Genomic DNA, 18,124 nt, shown 5'->3' on the forward strand with positions numbered 1-18,124 from the left:
AATAGAAAAGAAGGGAGGATGCGTGATGAAAGTGTTCATACCGAAGCAGCACGGCGCCTGGGCGATGCTTGTCATCCCGTTTGTTCTCGGCATGTTCGCCGGGGGCGCGGATGTAAAGCATATTCCGCTGTTCTGCGGATGGCTGTTTCTATATCTAGCGGCATTTCCGGCTACGATGATGGTGAAGAAGAAAAATATCGTTTACTATCAAAAATGGGTTCTCATCTACGGCATTCCGGCCATCGTTTTCCTGCTTATTTCGGTCTGGCTGGAGCCGCGGCTCGTTTTTCTCGGGCTGCCGCTGTTTCCGCTCTTTCTCATCAATCTTTATTATGCGAAAAGAAACAACGACAGGGCGCTTTTAAATGATATTGCTGCAATCCTTGTTTTCAGCGCGGGCGGGCTTGCAAGCTTCTGGATGGGAGCGGGGAAGCTTGATGGTGAAGCATTGTTTGTTTTTATCCAGTCCGTTTTGTTTTTCACAGGGAGCGCCTTTTATGTCAAGTCGATGATCCGCGAAAAGAAAAACAATCGGTTTAAACTTTATTCATGGGGATACCACGTATTCCTGCCGTTCATCTCGCTGGCCGCGGGGGCAGGATGGGCCGTGCTTGGTGTAGTGCCGAGCAGTTTCAGAGCGTGGTTTTTACATGGAAGGAAACTGTCGATTAAGACAATCGGAATCTCAGAGCTGGTGAATGCCTGTTTCTTTATGGCCGTGTTGATCGTTTTTCTGCTGCAAACGTAACAAACAAGGACACTGTGCTTCATGTCCTTGTTTGTTTTCGTTTTTTCAGTCGATATTGCAGATGTCGAGCGGGCAGTTTTCACAGTCGATTTCGCGTTTTAAATAGTTGAGCTGATGAATGACGATTTTTCCCGAGTCCTCAATAGAAATGACACCGTTCTTCCGGAGGTCGCTCAGCATGCGGTTGATGCTCTCCCTTGCGGCGGCACAGAATTTCGCCAGATCCTGGTTCGTCAGCACAATATTGATGAGAATCCCGTCGCTTCTTGTGATGCCGTAGCTGTTTGCGAGACGGATCAAGGTGGAGTAGAGCGCGCCTTTTTTACCATTCAGCAAAAGGTCGCGGATTTTCGATTGAATCTTTCGCAAATGCGTGCTCATCCATTTCATAAACTCAAACGTCAGTGCACCGTTTTGTATGAGTTCTTTTTCAAGCTTATCTTTATTGATGACCAACACTTCGCCATCAGAGAGGATCTTTGCGCTCAGCATATATTTCGCATCTTCTGTAAAAAGCGTAAGCTCCCCGACAATATCATTTTTTTTGCACATTCTGAGTGTCAGTTCTTTGCCATCGGACGTCAATTTGCCGATTTGGACAAGTCCCGACTGAATAAGATACAGTTCCTCCGCATCCATCCCTTCTTGAAAAAGGAATGTGTCCTGCCTGATTTTTCGTCGTGTACTGATTGATTCCAGCAAGTGATGCAGATCGTCTGAGAGCAAATCTGTGTCTGATTTTCTAACAGAAATATTCATTGAGCGTCACCCCTTTAGCAGTTCTTATTTTAACGTTAAATAAGGCTGAGTGACCTTTTAAATATAAACAATATTGTGAACTTATGAATAAAGTCCCAAAAAAGAGCCTGAGCACATCAGCTCAAGGCTCCTTTTGCAGGAAAGGTTTATAAATGGTTCGTCTTCGTTTTGGTCGATGTTTTGCTCACTTCCTGAAAATACATCCAGACCACGATCACAAAGCTGGCAAGGGCTGCTTCTGACAGCGCCATGAATCCGATCGCATAATGGCCGGTTGCCTGAAAAACGCTTGACAGGATGAGTGGCGGGAAGAATCCTCCCAAGCCGCCCATCGCTGATACAATCCCATTGACGATGCCGGCCTGATTTGAAAAATAAAGCGGCACAAGCTTAAAGATGATCCCGTTTCCAAGACCGGCGCACACGGCAACGGTTAATACCCCAAATCCGTAAAGTCCGAGGCTGGGTGAAAAGGCCAATAAAATCCCTGACAAGGTACAGCCGGCAAATACATACATCAACAGCTTCAGCGGGTTGAATTTGTCCGCGAGCCAGCCGCCGACAGGCCTCAGAAAAGTTGCGACAGCGATAAATCCGGCGGTTCTAAGCCCTGAATCAACGGGATCAAGCCCGAAGTGATTAACAAGAAAGTTCGGAAGATAAATCGTAAACGCGACGAAAGATCCGAATGTAATGAAGTAAAACAAGCTTAAAAACCATAATGTCTGATTTCGGTAGACTGCCTTCATTTGCTCTGTTACAGAAACCGTCACTTTTGTTTCTTTTCGATCTCCAAGGATAAAGTTCAATAAAGCGAATACGGCGACTAACACGATGTACATCCGCACCGTATTTTCCCACCCGGCTGTCTTTGCTACGACAGGAGCGGCAAACGTGGTAATCGCTGTACCGACGTTCCCGGCGCCGTAGATCCCATTGACAAACCCGTGTTTTTCTTTAGGGTAGTATTTCGGCAATGATGTGACCCCGATGGAAAAGACCGCTCCGCCGATGCCGAGGAAGAATCCGCCAAGGATCAAGTCGAACAGCGAATCGGCTGTGCTGATCCAAAAAATCGGGAACAGAAGCAGCACAAAGCTGATCATGAACGTGATTCTCGCACCGAATCTGTTTGTGTAGTATCCCAGCGGAATCCTCAGAAGCGAGCCGAGTATGACCGGAATGGCCGTGACAAGGGAGATCTCACTGTCTGTCAGGGCGATGTCCTGCTTAATGTGGGGCATTAAAGAGGAAATCAACACCCAAACCATAAATCCTGCGACTAAACTAAATGACTGCAGCGGTAATTGTATTTTTTGACGATTTACCATTGCGTTTTTGCTCCTTTCAAAGGGAAAAATGAATAAATCAATCAGCATGTTTATCTTACAAAAAGTCTTTTAAAAACATTGTGAATTACGTCACACGGTCATTCGTTTGATTCGTGTTTAATATCGGTAAGTGAGGGATAGTAAACGGATGTAAAAAATAAATGGTTCATTTGCGGACTTTTTCGTTTATCATGAAAATAAAAAAAGGAGTGCCGCTTTTATGTTTATAAAGCTTACGCAAGGAGAAAAGCAAGCGATCATCGAGGAAATCAAACGCTTTTATGTTGAAGAAAGGGGAGAAGAGGTTGGAGACATCGCGGCGATTCAAATGTTTGAATTCGTAAAGGAAAAGCTGGGCCCTTACTTTTATAATCAGGCGCTGAAGGACAGCCGCAGAGTCGTGGAAGAGAAGGCAGCGGCGATTGAAGAAGAGCTCTTTGCGCTGGAGCGCCGTCTGTGACAACGCGCTCTCCTTTAGCAAAACCGAAGGGATTGAAAGACCAATGGAGTTTCTGAAGCAATTTATGATTTTCAGCGGGCTGAATGATGAAGAGTTCAAACAAATCGAGCAAATCGCGGTCAAGCGCACCTATCAGCCGAGAATGTTTGTTTTTATGGAAGGGGAAGAGAGGGAAGCGGTATTCTTCATTAAATCCGGTCTTGTTAAAGCCTTTAAAATCGATGAAGACGGCAATGAGCAAGTGATTTCGATTCTGCAAAGCGGGGACATGTTTCCCCATGTCGGCTTTTTTGACCGCTCCCCATACCCGGCAACAGCCGAAGCCGTTCAGGAAACCGAGTTGATCGTAATCCGCATCGCTGATTTTAATGAACTTTTGATGAAATATCCGGAAATGACAATAAAAGTGATGCAAATCATGGGGAAAAAGATTCTCGATTTGCAAGAGCGGATCCAGGGTTTTATTTCAAAAGATGTCCAGCACCGCTTGACGCATGTATTAATGAAGCTCGCTGCAGAACACGGCATTCCTCAAGAAAAAGGGGTCTACATCAGCCTGCCCATTACCAATCAGGATTTTGCGAACATGGTCGGAACGTCAAGGGAAACGATTAACCGCACATTAAATGAAATGAAAAAGAAAAATCTGCTGACAGCTGACAGGAGCGGAATTTTCATACATGATACAGACTGGCTGAACGGCTGCAATTGAAGGATAAGATGAAGGCTTTCCATTGAACAACAGATGGAAAGCCTGTTTTTATTTTGTTCACAAATCCGCCATTATTTAAGTGATCTGGTTCACAACCGGTGTGCTGCATATCCAGTATCTTAGGACATGCAAAATCAAAAAAGGAGTGAACCGCAATGGAAGTTCAAAGAAAGACGGTGCCCGTTAAAAAAGCATCGAAAAACGGTTTTTTGAAATCTGTTCTCGTCTTTACTTTAATCGTTAGTTTTTCGGTGCTGCTTTTGGGAGGCTATTGGATCTTCAAAGGACTTGCACCAAGACCAGTTGAAGTGTCCGGGCCAAACGGAGAGGTGCTCATGACCAAATCGTCCATTTCAGGCGGTCAGGCCGTATTTCAAAAATACGCGCTGATGGATTATGGCACGATTTTGGGGCACGGATCTTACATGGGGCCTGATTACACGGCCGAAGCCCTGAAAATCTATACGGAAGGGATGCAGGATTTTAAGGCGGAGGCACGATACGGCAAGCGCTTTAAACAACTTTCAGATGAAAAGCAGTCCACCATCCGGAATCAAGTCATCCGCGAAATGAGAAAAAACCGTTATAATCGCGCGTCAGATACATTGAAGCTGACAGATGCGCAGGTTTATGGATTGCAGCAAGTGCGTGATCATTACCGCAATGTCTTTAAAAAAGGAGACGGCTGGGGGCTTGAGCCCGGTTTAATTAAAGAAAGCCACATGCCTAAACGCGACAGAGCGTGGGTTGACAGCGAAGACCAAATCACGCAGATCTCCGATTTTATCTTCTGGACGGCATGGCTTTCTAGTACATTAAGGCCTGGCGACGACATTACGTACACGAACAACTGGCCGTATGATGAAGATGCCGGAAACACGATGTCATTTGCCGCCGTTTGGTGGAGCGGCGCAAGCGTCACCATCCTTATTTTATTTGTCGGCATTATTTTATTCGTGTTTTACCGTTACAAGCTTGGAATGAAAGAGGCTTATCAGGAAGGGGCGTTTCCGGTATTTGATCTGGATAAACAGCCGCTTACGGCATCACAGGTTAAAACCGGAAAATATTTCGCCGTTGTGTCGCTGCTGTTTTTTGTTCAGGCCATGTTCGGAGCTTTGCTTGCCCACTATTATATTGAGCCGGACAGCTTTTTTGGGATCGATTGGATCAGGGATATGTTGCCATTCAGCATATCTAAGGGATTTCACCTCCAGCTGGCGATCTTCTGGATTGCGACTTCATGGCTCGGTATGGGCATTTATGCAGCGCCGCTTGTCGGAGGCCGCGAGCCGAAAAGGCAGGGGCTGCTTGTCGATATTCTGTTTTGGGCGCTGATCGTCCTTGTCGGCGGAAGCATGGCTGGCGAATGGCTCGGAGCGAAAGGCCTTTTAGGAAACAACTGGTTCTTATTCGGCCACCAAGGAATGGAATATATTGAACTCGGCCGCTTCTGGCAGGTCATTCTCGCACTCGGCATGCTGATATGGCTGTTTATCGTTTTCAGAGGCATTAAGAGCGGCCTCAAGCGGGAATCTGATAAAGGCGGTTTGATTCATCTGCTGTTTTATTCTTCGATCGCCATTCCGCTGTTTTACGGTGCAGCCTTTTTCTTTAATCCCGGCACAAATATTACAATGTCGGATTTTTGGCGGTGGTGGATTATCCATCTTTGGGTGGAAGGGATTTTTGAAGTCTTTGCCGTCGTGGTCATCGGCTTTTTGCTCGTGCAAATGAACCTGGTTACGAAAAAATCGACCGTCAGAACGCTTTATTTTCAACTGACGATCCTGCTGGGGAGCGGTGTCATCGGGATCGGACATCATTACTATTACAACGGTTCTTCCGAAGTTTGGATCGGCCTCGGTTCCGTCTTCTCATGCCTGGAAGTGATTCCTCTTACCCTGCTTGTATTGGAAGCTTATGAACAATACAAGATGATGAAAGACGGAGGCCATCATTTCCCGTATAAAGCAACGTTCTGGTTCTTGATTTCAACGGCGATCTGGAATCTGGTCGGTGCAGGGGTATTGGGCTTTTTGATCAATCTGCCTGCTGTCAGCTATTTTGAGCACGGCCAGTTCCTGACACCTGCCCACGGGCACGGGGCGATGATGGGCGTGTACGGCATGTTTGCCATTGCTGTCTGGCTGTATACGCTACGCAATATCGCCAAAAAAGAAGCGTGGAATGATAAATGGCTGAAAATAGCCTGCTGGTCGCTGAACATCGGCTTGTTCGGAATGGTGTTTATCAATTTGTTGCCGGTCGGATTTCTTCAATTGAAAAAAGCGTTTGAAGACGGGTACTGGAGCTCAAGGGCGCCTGAGTTTTTACAGCAGGATACGGTGCAAACGCTGCTGACTTGGAGGGCTGTGCCGGATACGATCTTTTTAGCCGGAATCGTGATTTTGGTCATATTCAGCATCAGAGCATTATTCCATCTCCGCAAACCGACGCATCAGGAAGGAGAAGCGCTGCCAGTTAAAGACATTGCTTCAGATGAATAGATAAACAAAAAGACAGAGGAAGTGAAATCCTCTGTCTTTTTATTTTATTGATTGGCTTCCGCTTCAAGCCGCGGGAACAAAATATTGTTTTCCAGGTGAATGTGCTGAAAAAGATCTGTTTCCAATTCATCAAGCTTTAAGTAAGTCAGTGTATATGTTGTGCATGCCCCTTCAGGAAGGGTATAGTCATTGGTCACTTTTCTCAGTTCCTTCAAGATGCTGCCTGCGGCTTCATGCTCTTGTTCAAGGACGTCGATCGCCTGAACCGCTTCTGCCAGGCTGTCCATTGATCGCGTCTCTTCATAGGCCGTCACTTTCGGGAAAATGAGTTCCTCTTCCTGAAAGAGATGGTGTTCCAGTTCAGTTTTCAGCTGATGGAACAATTGATGGACCTGGGCGAGTTCCGGATGATGGATGCCGTGAACCCGGTAGACTTTTGTGACAAAGCCTGATAGTTCAGGAAGCACCTCATACAGGTAAGCATGGTGCGTATGAATCACATGGTCGATCAGCTGTGAATAAAGGGCTTCACTCCAGTTCGTCTCTTTTGCGTTCAATGCCTTTGTCTCTTGATATAATGTATTGATTTTTGCTAAAATTTCTTCTTCATTTAAATCCTGTTCTTTTATCGCTTCACCGATCGGGCGGTTGCCCCCGCAGCAAAAGTCGATGCGATATTCTTTCAGCAGCCGGCTGGCTCTTGGAAAACGCGTAACAATATCACCTGTTTTTGTGTTTTGATCAAATACTGCTTCCATTTGTAAAACCTCCTGAAGTGTTTTTTATGCTATGGGTTAAATGTAACGGGTTCACCGATGGAAAATCGTGATCTACATCACATTCGGGAAAAATGACAAAAAAAGCAATAAGTCAGAAGAAATCGGGAAATAGCTATAGATAACTTTTCATGTTGGAGGCCTGCAATGGAGCATTTATCCTGGCTTACATTTACGATGCTGATTCTCGCCAGTTACCGGCTAACTCATTTGATTGTTTTTGACAAGATTACGGAGTTTATCCGGAAACCGTTCATGAAGAAAAAGCAGACGGTTGATGAACAAGGGCAAGTAGAAACGAAAAAAGTGCCGAAATCAAACTTCGGCTATTTGCTGAATTGCTATTGGTGCGCAGGGATATGGTGCGCTTTGATCATCGCTGTCGGGTATCTGATTGTCCCAAAAACGATATTCCCGTTAATTTTAATTTTATCGGTCGCAGGTGGACAGGCGATTCTTGAAACGCTTGTCGGTGTCGCAACAAAACTTGTCAGCTTTTTCTCTGATTTAAAGAAATAAACCATTCCAAGCGGATGGTTTTATTTTTTTGACAATAAAGTGACACAAACAGCAGAGAGAACATGTCCGCTTTGTGAACTTTTTACAGCGATTTTTTCCCGGTTGCCGCATTTTAGGCAGAGGGAAGACATTATTTTGAAGAAGAATCAGGTTTTAAAATTTCGAATTGAGAGAAAAAGGAAGCACAAAGTCCCCGGTCATACTTTTTTAGCTTTTCATCATTAGCATTCAGACCTCCCATTTCATACGAAAAGAGGAAATAGATAGATTTTCAAAACGAAAAAAACGTGAAATATGGTTGATAGACAATCAATGAATAGTTTTTTTACAATCAGTAACGTGCTACAAGCCAAGAAAGGGGTGAAAATGTCTGCCAGAAAGTGTTTTTGGAAAATAACATCATTGGAGGAAAAAGAATGTCATACATGAAACGTTCCATTTCTGTCTTCATCGCCTGCTTCATGGTAGCAACACTCGGCATCAGCGGTATCATCGCACCTAAAGCGTCTGCCGCTTCTCAAACACCCGTTGCTGTAAACGGACAGCTCACCTTGAAAGGTACGCAGCTCGTCAATCAAAAAGGAAAAGCGGTTCAGCTGAAAGGAATCAGTTCACACGGGCTGCAGTGGTATGGCGATTATGTCAACAAAGACTCGTTAAAATGGCTGAGAGACGACTGGGGCATCAATGTCTTCCGCGCGGCTATGTATACGGGTGAAGGCGGCTATATTGACAATCCGTCGGTTAAAAACAAAGTGAAGGAAGCCGTCGAAGCGGCAAAAGAACTCGGAATCTATGTGATCATCGACTGGCACATACTGAGCGACGGCAATCCAAACCAAAACAAAGCGAAAGCAAAAGAGTTTTTCAACGAAATGTCAAGGCTTTACGGCAAGACGCCAAACGTCATTTTTGAAATTGCCAACGAGCCGAACGGCGATGTCAACTGGAACCGTGACATTAAACCTTACGCTGAAGACATTTTGTCCGTGATCCGCAAAAATTCTCCGAAAAATATTGTGATCGTTGGGACAGGCACTTGGAGCCAAGATGTCAACGATGCGGCGGACAATCAGCTGAAAGACGGCAATGTCATGTACGCGCTCCATTTTTATGCGGGTACGCACGGTCAGTCTTTGCGGGATAAAGCAGACTATGCACTCAGCAAAGGAGCGCCGATTTTCGTCACAGAATGGGGAACGAGCGATGCTTCCGGAAACGGCGGTGTCTACCTCGACCAATCCAGGGAGTGGCTGAAATATTTAGACAGCAAAAAAATCAGCTGGGTAAACTGGAGCTTGTGCGACAAACAAGAGTCGTCAGCTGCTTTAAACTCCGGCGCCTCTAAAAAGGGAGGATGGTCTCAATCCGACTTATCCTCATCAGGTAAATTCGTCAGGGAAAACATCCGCAGCGGATCAAACGGTTCGTCAGGAGACTCTGGATCGGATTCGAAAGGGTCAGATCAAAAAGACCAGAAAAAGGATCAGGATAAACCAGGTCAAGACAGCGGCGCTGCAGCCAACACGATAGCAGTACAATACAGAGCGGGGGACAACAATGTAAACGGCAACCAAATCCGCCCTCAGCTCAACATTAAAAACAACAGCAAAAAAACCGTGTCTTTAAATCGAATCACTGTCCGCTATTGGTATAAAACGAATCACAAAGGACAAAATTTTGACTGCGACTATGCCCAAATCGGCTGCAGCAAAATCACGCACAAATTCGTCCAATTAAAAAAAGCGGTAAACGGAGCAGACACGTATCTTGAAGTAGGATTTAAAAACGGTACATTAGCGCCGGGTGCAAGTACAGGCGAAATCCAGATCCGTCTTCACAATGACAACTGGAGCAATTATGCCCAAAGCGGCGACTATTCATTTTCTTCAGGTTCAAACACGTTTAAAAATACGAAAAAAATCACGTTGTATGAGAATGGAAAACTGATTTGGGGCGCTGAACCTAAATAACGGCACTTTAACGGACACCGAATTTGGTGTCCGTTTTCGTATATATTATAATGGAAGGAATGAGGAATATTTTTGTAAACATGAAAGGAGATGGATGTATGAATGAAACATTGCAGCAATACATGATGCTTGTCAAGGAAAACTACGACACGATCAATGGACCTGATTACGCAGGCAAAGAGGAAGACATTGAAAAGCGAAAAAAACAAATCGCGCTTTACGCCAAAACGCTCCAGCAAGGTTTTTCAACAGATGACGACTATGATGAATTCGCAGATGCCGTGATTAAATGCGCATACGGAGATCTGACAATGGAAGAATTAGAAACGGTTTATCGGGAATTAACGTCTTCATAATCAATAAAATAAGGGGGAGAAGAACCATGAAAGATACGATCATGAAGACAGACCGGATGATTTTGCGAAAAATGAGGCGTGATGACGCGGAAAACCTGCTCGAAATCTTTTCTGACCCGACAGCCATGGAATATTATCCATCGACAAAGAATGAAAAACAGACATTGCAATGGATCGACTGGACGCTTGAAAACTATGAAAAACATGGAATCGGTCTGTGGGTTGCCGAACATAAACAAACAGGCGAATTTCTAGGTCAATGCGGCATCGTGCCACAGGAAGTCGAAGGATCGGACGAAATGGAAATCGGCTATTTGTTTAAACGGAGCGTCTGGAAAAACGGCTATGCAGCCGAAGCGGCATCAGCATGCAAACAGTATGGATTTGAGGCATTTCACCTGAAAAAAATCGTATCTTTACCTGATGCGAAAAATCTGCCGTCCAGAAAAGTTGCCGAACGAATCGGCATGACTTTAGAAAAAACGATACATAAATGGGGAAAAGAAATTGCCGTATATTCAGTTTATCGATAAAATTTTTTATTCTGTCTCACTAACTTGAGTATACTTTGAGATTGAGACAGAATTTCTTTTCAATCCTTAACTTCCGAGAATATATATTATGTAAACTAGAAAGAAATGAAGGTCAGGATTATGCAATGTTCCTCCATCAGCTGTACGACACAAAACCCTTGGTTGCATTAGCCCTTGAACTACTTTCACTAAACAGTTCTTTGACATAAAATGCAGCCATAATTTCCATTCCTATAACCCATTCTTCGCAAACTCCTTTAACTTACATTGTAATTTTGGCTGGTTCTCTCAACTTTACTTTACTGATTTGAAATGTCCACAACATTATATGTAATAGTTCATTGACTTCAACATCAGCATTCACATGTAATGTATTAACTTCACTCCATACATTAAGCATGCAGTTTGCATATTCATTTAGTTTTAATTGGACGCGATTCTCCCAAATCAACACTCATCTCAGTATCTAGACAAAAGCTTGTATCACTTAAAAACAATGCCTGAAATATGAGAGAGCCGATAACCGCGTAATAGGGTTATCGGCTCTGTGTCTGTACGGCTAGCTCTTTGACATGCGTTTATCAGCAACCTCTCGGCTATGTCACTTGTTGCTGGTCTTCTTGATCAAGTCCACGCCATCGTATGCCAGACTTTCCACACTTGCAGCCTTCTGCAGTATGTAATGATCAAAAAAGTTCTTCGTATAGTTTGTAACAAGATTTCGCATCTCCATAGCATCCCGTTCGCCTCTGAGTTCCTCATTAACACTGGTAAACACGATGTCGCAGTAATCTAAATGCGCAACACGATCAACAGAGAAATAATAGGTTTCCATGCTGTTGTTAGCGCCAATGATCGCATTCATATTATAGTTAGGTTCAGAAAACAGTAGCAAAAAGGGTTTCTTCAGGTCGCTGTCGCGAAGGCCGAACGCACCGCTATCCAAGCCAATCCCGCAGGCGAACCGGTCGTCGTCCCGGCAAACAATCGCCGTCGTAGGCCCTCCATAAGAATGTCCGACTATGCCCATGCCGATGTCAAGCAACAATCTGCCCTTAAAGATGGAATTCAGTTCTCCAGAGTCCAGTTTGTAAAGATAATCGGCTACATACCTTACATCTTCTGCCTGTAATTCACTATACTCTGTTAACTTGGCAAGTATCGGCAGTGTAAGCACGTTACGGCACATCTCAATGGCAGTTTCATCGTCAGGCCGCATCTCCATCTTACCAGCCAACGCCAGCATCTCCGGATCTTCAGAAAACGCCATAATGGCATCCGAAAAATCCTTTGATACATTAAACAGGCGCCCATCTTTACGCTTATACATCGTGCTATTCTGATGGCCGATGCTTACCACAACATATCCCATGCTTGCCAAGTCTGTACAGATCACTGTACCCCATTCTGGAGAACCGCCCCCGCCGCAAACATAGAATAACACCGGATAGCGCTTTTCCTGCGCGGAGAGAGCAAGGTCGTCGTAACACTGGGTCTTGATATCTATAGAGTAAGCATCCTTCAACGCAGTGAGAAGTGGCTGCTCATCAAGCATTTCGTAGACCTCAGGAAACATGTACGTTGATGCAGTCTTGCCTTCGCTACTGTCGGACGGATAGTACACAAACGCCGTCAGTTCTCTTTTTGAGTGGTCTGATGCCGTGTAATCAAAATCCATCTGGGTTCGACCGACAGTATAGCCGCCAATTGGTTCTGGAAATGCGTCATAAGTTTTCATTTTCTTGTTCCCCCTTAATTAATAAAAGTCAGCAAAGTACTTGCTGAAGATTCAAAGAAAAGCCACAATTAGATATAGACACTTCTTAATGGAGGTAACTTAAAATTAATTTGTTATTATAAAAATGGGGGACGGTAATAGACTAAAGTTAGTGAAATAAGAGCTTCTACAAATGAAATCGAAATGATAATCTTATGATTCACAGGTGATTTTCTAGATATTAACTTTTGACCGATATAGTTTAGGAAATAAAACACAAGAAAGAAGCATACGATTCCAAAAATAACTCCAGACAAGCGGCCTCCCCCCTTTCTGCCTTTCAACCATGGATTCCAGCTCTAAATTAAATCAGATGCACCTACAATAGTCCGCGCCAAAAAATATCAAATGATATCTCTAAAGACCGTTCAAATGATTGTTTGTTTTCGTATACCAGTTGAATGTTAAGCCCGTCATAAAGCGTAATAAAGCCTATCGCACATTTCTCCGGCGGACAGTTCACATCCGATTCCTTAAAAACATTCGCTACCCGTTCTTTTAAAGTATGCAGATATAAAAGGTATTGGGCTGAAATAAAATCGCTTACTTCAGCAGGCGCCTTAAAGGACATTGCCTGCAAAAAAGCCACATTTGGCAATGCATGAAAACGGACTTGGGTTTCTTTTAAAAAGTCATATATTTGACTCTTTGCAGGCATATGTTTTCTTGAATCGAAGAATTCGTTGATAAATGAAATTTCCTCTTCCACAATCTCGGGGTATATTTCCATCAGCAGCTCTTTTTTTGACGAAAAATGATAAGCGAGAGATTGTTTTCTGATTCCCAATTCTTGTGCGATATGCGACATTTTGACTCCCTCATATCCCAATTCATTAAATTGGCGAACCGCTGTACGCTTTATATTCTCTCTGGTCAATATACCGTCCTCCCCTATTTTTCAGGCTGTTTTTCTCTTCATGCAGATATATAAAATATATAATAAAAGAAACAGAAGGTACATGAAAATGGCGGTAATATAGATCTCCCGATAGGAATAAACTGTCGCCACCAAACCTAATAATAAGGACCCTCCGCCAATCCCCATATCGAAAAAATTAAAGAACGTTCCCATTGCATCCTCATGTTCATGCTCTTCCACAAGATTGATACACCATGTTTGGATGGCGGGAAAAATTGAGCCGAATCCAAAACCGTAGCATATAGCCGCTGTAAAAAACATTGCATTTGTTTGCGCGAAATATAATATTGACAGCCCTGCTATTGAAAATAGCGAGGCGGGAATAAGGATGGCGGCAGCTCCGTATCGGTCAAATGTTCTGCCGGAAATAAGCCGTATAAAAAAACTGGCTCCTGCAATCAAAAAGAAAAACATCCCGACACTATGAAACCCCTTTTCGATTGCATAGAGCGAAAAGAAAGACATAATTCCAGATGCAGCAATACCAACGAATAAAATAAGTATTGACGGAAACAGTACACGTTTTTCCAATACTTTTAACTTTGCAGTTCCTTTTCCGCCAGTGCCAGTTGTTTCCGGCTGTCTGCGCACGAAAACAGCCATAAGTACCGCCAGCAAAAGAACGGACATCCCGCCTAAAAAAAGTCTTTGAAAATCATAAAGCTCCAGAGCCGCGATACCGATCATCGGTCCAACGGAAACTGCAATTGTCTCACCTACTCCAAAATATCCAATTCCTTCACCCCTGCGCTCTTTAGGAATAATTTCAGCTGCGATTGTTGCAAAATAGGTCGTCGCTAATCCAAACCCGGCGCCATGTATTAAGCGAATCAGTAATAAAGCGGTGACATCAGACGCCAGGTAATAGGCGCCTGTTGAGAAAGCGCTGATCACAAGTCCTAAAATGAGCAAATATTTTTTATTAAACCGTAAAGCCAGTGCCCCTGCAAAAGGACGAACAGCAATTGCAGAGATCATAAAAATACCTGTAACATACCCGACTTGTTTTGCCCCTCCCCCAATAGCCGTCACAAACAAAGGCAATGTCGGCAATAACATTTCAAATACCATAAACAAGAAAGCATTTGCAAACGTCACAAAAACAAATGACAATGACCATATTTTTGCAGTATTTATTTTTTCTACATTCAATTCCATTTGGCTACCTCTCACTCACTGATTTTATTTTCCTTCTTAAGCATTCACTTTAACTGACCATGGTCAGTTTGTAAATATAATTTAAGCTATTAATAAGCAGAATTTAAAAAATAAAACTTGATTAAACTGACTGTTGACAGATAGAAGTTGAGTCGCAAAGGGTATCTTCCAATAAATAAAAAAGCTACTCTCAAAGAGTAGCTTTTGTGGTGCGTGCAGGCATTAAACTTCCATACGCTTCATAAATTAAGCCTGTTTTCCTATGAAATTATTTAACGACCGGCCAAGCCGGTGAAGCCGGATCTAATGTAAAGTCATAAGACGTCTCGTCGCGATACATCGGATCGGCATAAATCGAGTCTTGATCTTGATTTGTCGCATGTTGATACGACGAAAACGAGTCGTATTCATTCTGTTTCCAAATCCACAGACCGTCTTTGCCGGCTTCCTTGTGGTACACGTTATGATTTACTTTATTTCCTTCATTTTTCGTAAAATCGTTTGCGATAAATATTCGCGAATCGCTTGCTGTGATGATGTTCTTTTCAATTTTGTTGCTTTTTGTGTCATACTGGAGCAAAAGCTGTCCGCCGTCCAGCCCCTTTGTATCATTGCGGTAAACAATATTGTGCGCAATAACAGAATGGCTGGTGCCTCCCCGCTTTTGGTCGTATCCGCCGATAGAAATGCCCGTGTACGCATTCTCATACACTTTGTTGTCGGTTATTTGAATATCATCAGCATATTTCCCTTTATGTTCAGACGTTGCTTCTATCCCGATATCGTTGCCGTAGACCGTGTTTTTCTTAATGTCAATGCTTTGTCCTCCGTCAACATAAATTCCGCCCGCAGAGTAATCATCCCCATAGGCGGGATTTCCGTAAGTGGAGTTATTGTAAACCGTGTTGTTTTCTACGATACCGTTGCGCACAAAATCGTTTTGAGCGGCCGTTCCTTCATAACCGATCAGATCAATTCCAATGTTGTTATTGTCGCGAACCACATTGCCTCTCACCGTGAAACCGTCAATGTTTCCGTTCAGCACAACCGCTTCACTCGCCCCGAGTGTCAGCTTTTCAACCGTATTGTCCTCGATCTTAATGTCTTTCATGCTGCCGGAGCCATAGACGGCAATCCCGTGGGCATTGCCGTCATCCGCTGTTGTTTTTATATCCCGGACGTGATTGTTTTTAATGGTAATATGACTGCTGGAGCCTGAAACATAAATTCCCATGGCGGTTGCTTCTTCCGATGAAACGGAAAGGTCTTGAATCGTAAGGCCGCTGATTGTGATGTACTGTTGATTGTGAATCTGAATGAGCGGTGTTTCATATTCAGCGTCCTGAATAGATTCTCCGCTGATGACGACTTTTTCATTCTCATAGTTTTGAAATGTGATAGGCTTTTCAGCCGACCCGCTCTCCTTCACATCAAGCGTTTCATGATACGTGCCTTCCCGAATCATAACAGTTGTGCCAGGGACAGCTTTTTTTGCTGCATGTCCCAGAGTTCGAAACGGCTTTTCTTTCGTTCCTTCATTTTGATCATTTCCATCGGGGGAAACATACAAGCTGTTAGCCGGTTCTGCTTCTTTTGCTCCGGTCTTATCGTAAGCAAAAGCGATGATAACAGAAACTAAAATACATGCTGATAAAATAAAATACCATTTTCTCATACTCAGCTCTCTTTTCTTTTCAAAATGGATAAACTAACACCATTATAGAATATCCATTTATGGAAAACCATCGCAAACATTTGAAAGAAAAAGGCAACCCTGTGATCAAAGGGTTGCCTCCATGTTTATGAGTTTATTCAGCACTTCCGCAGTCTATGAATAATATAGCCGCCTATTCCTCCTAGAATCGCCGGAAGCACCCATCCTAATCCGATGTCATACATCGGGAGAAACTGATTGAAAAATTGATTAATAGCTGCAATTTTGAGTCCGGCAGCATTCAGGCCGTCAAACAAGCTGATGATAAAGGTCATTATCAGACTGCCTTGATACACTTCCCTCTTCCCTTTAAATAAGGGATGTAAAAATGTTAAGAATATTAAAGAAATCGCAATGGGATACAAAGTTGTTAAAACCGGCATTGAAACGTTAATCAGCTGTGTTAATCCTATATTTGCTACAAGGGTGCTGAACATTGATAGAATGACAGCAATTTTTTTGTAGGAGATGTTTGGAAACAAGCCGTGGAAAAACGAAGAGCATGCTGTGATGAGTCCCACACTTGTTGTCAGACATGCCACCGTGATCATTAAGCCCAAAAAAACGGAACCATATGGTCCGAAATAATAGGATGAAACCTTCGCTAAAACCTCGGCTCCATTTTCTAATAGACCCAGTTTTTCAACGCTGGAAGCCCCCATGTATGAAAGCGCTGAATAGATCAGAGCCAGGAGCGCTGCTGCAATCGCCGTCGATTTTGCACAAACGATCATGAGCTGTTTTTTGGAGACCGCTCCCTTCTCTTTCATGGCGTTCACAATGATGATTCCAAATACAAAAGCGACAAGGGCATCAAGTGTAAAGTAACCTTCTTTGAACCCTTTAAAAAACACGTGTGATGCATATCCTGCAGACGGAGCTTGAAAGCTTCCGATTGGATAAATAATTGCCGTAACGACGAGTAATCCGATAAATGTTAATTTAATAGGAGTTAAAAATTTTCCGATAACATCAATAATTTTAGTTGGATTCAGAGACAGCAAGCAGGCCACCGTGAAAAATAATACGGTAAATATGATTAAGGCAACAGGGCTTGCATCATGAGATAAAAAAGGTTTAACCCCTATTTCAAACGATACATTACCGGATCTGGGAATCGCGAAAAAAGGGCCGATTGCTAAATAGAGAACCGTCGTAAATACAATGCCGAACAATGGATGCACACGACTGGCCAGAGACTGCAAATCATTTTTTCCTGAAAAAACGAATGCGGTAATGGCGAGTAATGGCAATCCGACTCCGGTCACTAAGAATCCTGCATTGGCTGTCCATACATTCTCTCCGGCCATCTGACCAAGCATAGGCGGGAAAATGAGATTTCCTGCACCGAAAAATAATGCAAACAGCATTAGTCCTATGATTAGGATAAATGAAAAAGGAATTTTTTTTGCCATCATGAGTCCTCCGATTCGGGTTAAGCTATTAGTGCGTTTTAGTAGTCAGCAGTGTAGCACGATAAAAATTTCATAAATGAATGTCCTGAATTATCAGTAAATATTAAATAAAAGTACTATCCTACTATAGTAGCTGTTGCTTGTATTGTCAAAGGTTTAGTTTGTATATGCTTTTACTTTGAAATGGATTTACAAGTTTGTTACAACATGTAAAAATAATAACGGAAAGGAAATTCACATGTGGGAGGTTGTGAAATGCCATTAGGGCCTGCAATCATTTCGGTATTAATAGTATTCGGCATCGTATATGTCATCATGAGAGCTGTGAGGAAATCTAATTGATGGCAGAACGTCTCAGCTCTGACTCTCTTGTCGCAAACTGCACTTTTTCAGAGATCCAAGCCCGCCAATTTCCAAGCGAGACATATAGAATGAAGCTGTATGTCCATCCGCTCCGCTTAAAT

The 18,124-nt window shown here is 43.4% G+C and carries 16 protein-coding genes; 8 read left to right on the top strand and 8 right to left on the bottom strand.

Features of this window, described 5'->3' with window-relative positions:
- Positions 1–25 precede the first annotated feature (25 nt).
- Positions 26–748, top strand: a complete 723-nt coding sequence (locus M1D67_RS10865; RefSeq protein WP_479831815.1) for a YwiC-like family protein — start codon at positions 26–28, stop codon at positions 746–748.
- A gap of 45 nt (positions 749–793) precedes the next feature.
- Here the strand turns inward: M1D67_RS10865 and M1D67_RS10870 are convergent, their stop codons facing one another.
- Entirely contained in the window at positions 794–1,507 is a 714-nt protein-coding gene (locus tag M1D67_RS10870; protein ID WP_020451636.1) for a Crp/Fnr family transcriptional regulator, read from the bottom strand.
- A gap of 146 nt (positions 1,508–1,653) precedes the next feature.
- Positions 1,654–2,838: a nitrate/nitrite transporter gene (locus M1D67_RS10875; RefSeq protein WP_020451637.1), complete on the bottom strand. Its 1,185-nt coding sequence runs from the start codon at positions 2,836–2,838 to the stop codon at positions 1,654–1,656.
- A 220-nt stretch (positions 2,839–3,058) separates the two neighbouring features.
- Here M1D67_RS10875 and M1D67_RS10880 point away from each other — a divergent pair, with 220 nt between their 5' ends.
- The 3 genes from M1D67_RS10880 (at position 3,059) to M1D67_RS10890 (ending at position 6,520) form a co-directional block, all read left to right on the top strand.
- On the top strand, positions 3,059–3,298 hold the full coding sequence (locus tag M1D67_RS10880) for a DUF2164 domain-containing protein (protein ID WP_479831816.1): 240 nt from the start codon (positions 3,059–3,061) through the stop codon (positions 3,296–3,298).
- 43 nt (positions 3,299–3,341) lie between these two features.
- Positions 3,342–4,010, top strand: a complete 669-nt coding sequence (locus M1D67_RS10885) for a Crp/Fnr family transcriptional regulator (protein ID WP_023857565.1) — start codon at positions 3,342–3,344, stop codon at positions 4,008–4,010.
- Positions 4,011–4,165: 155 nt separating this feature from the next.
- Positions 4,166–6,520 (top strand): nitric-oxide reductase large subunit, encoded by a 2,355-nt coding sequence (locus M1D67_RS10890; RefSeq protein ID WP_479831817.1) that lies wholly within the window; start codon positions 4,166–4,168, stop codon positions 6,518–6,520.
- A gap of 44 nt (positions 6,521–6,564) precedes the next feature.
- On the opposite strand, the gene ric is transcribed toward M1D67_RS10890, so the two are convergent.
- Positions 6,565–7,278, bottom strand: a complete 714-nt coding sequence (ric, locus tag M1D67_RS10895) for an iron-sulfur cluster repair di-iron protein (protein WP_479831818.1) — start codon at positions 7,276–7,278, stop codon at positions 6,565–6,567.
- A 165-nt stretch (positions 7,279–7,443) separates the two neighbouring features.
- On the opposite strand from ric, the gene M1D67_RS10900 reads away from it, so the two are divergent.
- The 4 genes from M1D67_RS10900 (at position 7,444) to M1D67_RS10915 (ending at position 10,677) form a co-directional block, all read left to right on the top strand.
- A complete protein-coding gene (locus M1D67_RS10900) occupies positions 7,444–7,815 on the top strand; it encodes a DUF1360 domain-containing protein (RefSeq protein ID WP_277868623.1) in 372 nt (123 codons plus the stop codon).
- Positions 7,816–8,240: 425 nt separating this feature from the next.
- Positions 8,241–9,788: a cellulase family glycosylhydrolase gene (locus M1D67_RS10905; protein ID WP_041817446.1), complete on the top strand. Its 1,548-nt coding sequence runs from the start codon at positions 8,241–8,243 to the stop codon at positions 9,786–9,788.
- A 98-nt stretch (positions 9,789–9,886) separates the two neighbouring features.
- Positions 9,887–10,144: a YnfE family protein gene (locus tag M1D67_RS10910; protein WP_020451644.1), complete on the top strand. Its 258-nt coding sequence runs from the start codon at positions 9,887–9,889 to the stop codon at positions 10,142–10,144.
- Positions 10,145–10,170: 26 nt separating this feature from the next.
- Complete coding sequence (locus M1D67_RS10915; protein WP_195536412.1) at positions 10,171–10,677, top strand: GNAT family N-acetyltransferase; 507 nt, start codon at positions 10,171–10,173, stop codon at positions 10,675–10,677.
- 601 nt (positions 10,678–11,278) lie between these two features.
- On the opposite strand, the gene M1D67_RS10920 is transcribed toward M1D67_RS10915, so the two are convergent.
- From M1D67_RS10920 to brnQ, 5 genes are all read right to left on the bottom strand, one after another.
- On the bottom strand, positions 11,279–12,415 hold the full coding sequence (locus M1D67_RS10920) for an alpha/beta hydrolase (protein WP_105980987.1): 1,137 nt from the start codon (positions 12,413–12,415) through the stop codon (positions 11,279–11,281).
- 358 nt (positions 12,416–12,773) lie between these two features.
- Entirely contained in the window at positions 12,774–13,331 is a 558-nt protein-coding gene (locus M1D67_RS10925) for a TetR/AcrR family transcriptional regulator (RefSeq protein WP_026579640.1), read from the bottom strand.
- 21 nt (positions 13,332–13,352) lie between these two features.
- Positions 13,353–14,531 carry an MFS transporter gene (locus M1D67_RS10930; protein ID WP_035338663.1) on the bottom strand — a complete coding sequence of 393 codons (1,179 nt, stop codon included), beginning with the start codon at positions 14,529–14,531 and terminating at the stop codon, positions 13,353–13,355.
- 268 nt (positions 14,532–14,799) lie between these two features.
- On the bottom strand, positions 14,800–16,206 hold the full coding sequence (locus M1D67_RS10935) for a right-handed parallel beta-helix repeat-containing protein (RefSeq protein WP_105980988.1): 1,407 nt from the start codon (positions 16,204–16,206) through the stop codon (positions 14,800–14,802).
- Positions 16,207–16,343: 137 nt separating this feature from the next.
- Positions 16,344–17,660: a branched-chain amino acid transport system II carrier protein gene (gene brnQ, locus M1D67_RS10940; RefSeq protein WP_479831819.1), complete on the bottom strand. Its 1,317-nt coding sequence runs from the start codon at positions 17,658–17,660 to the stop codon at positions 16,344–16,346.
- Positions 17,661–18,124 lie beyond the last annotated feature (464 nt).

It is taken from the genome of Bacillus sp. PK6-025 (genome assembly GCF_056530265.1).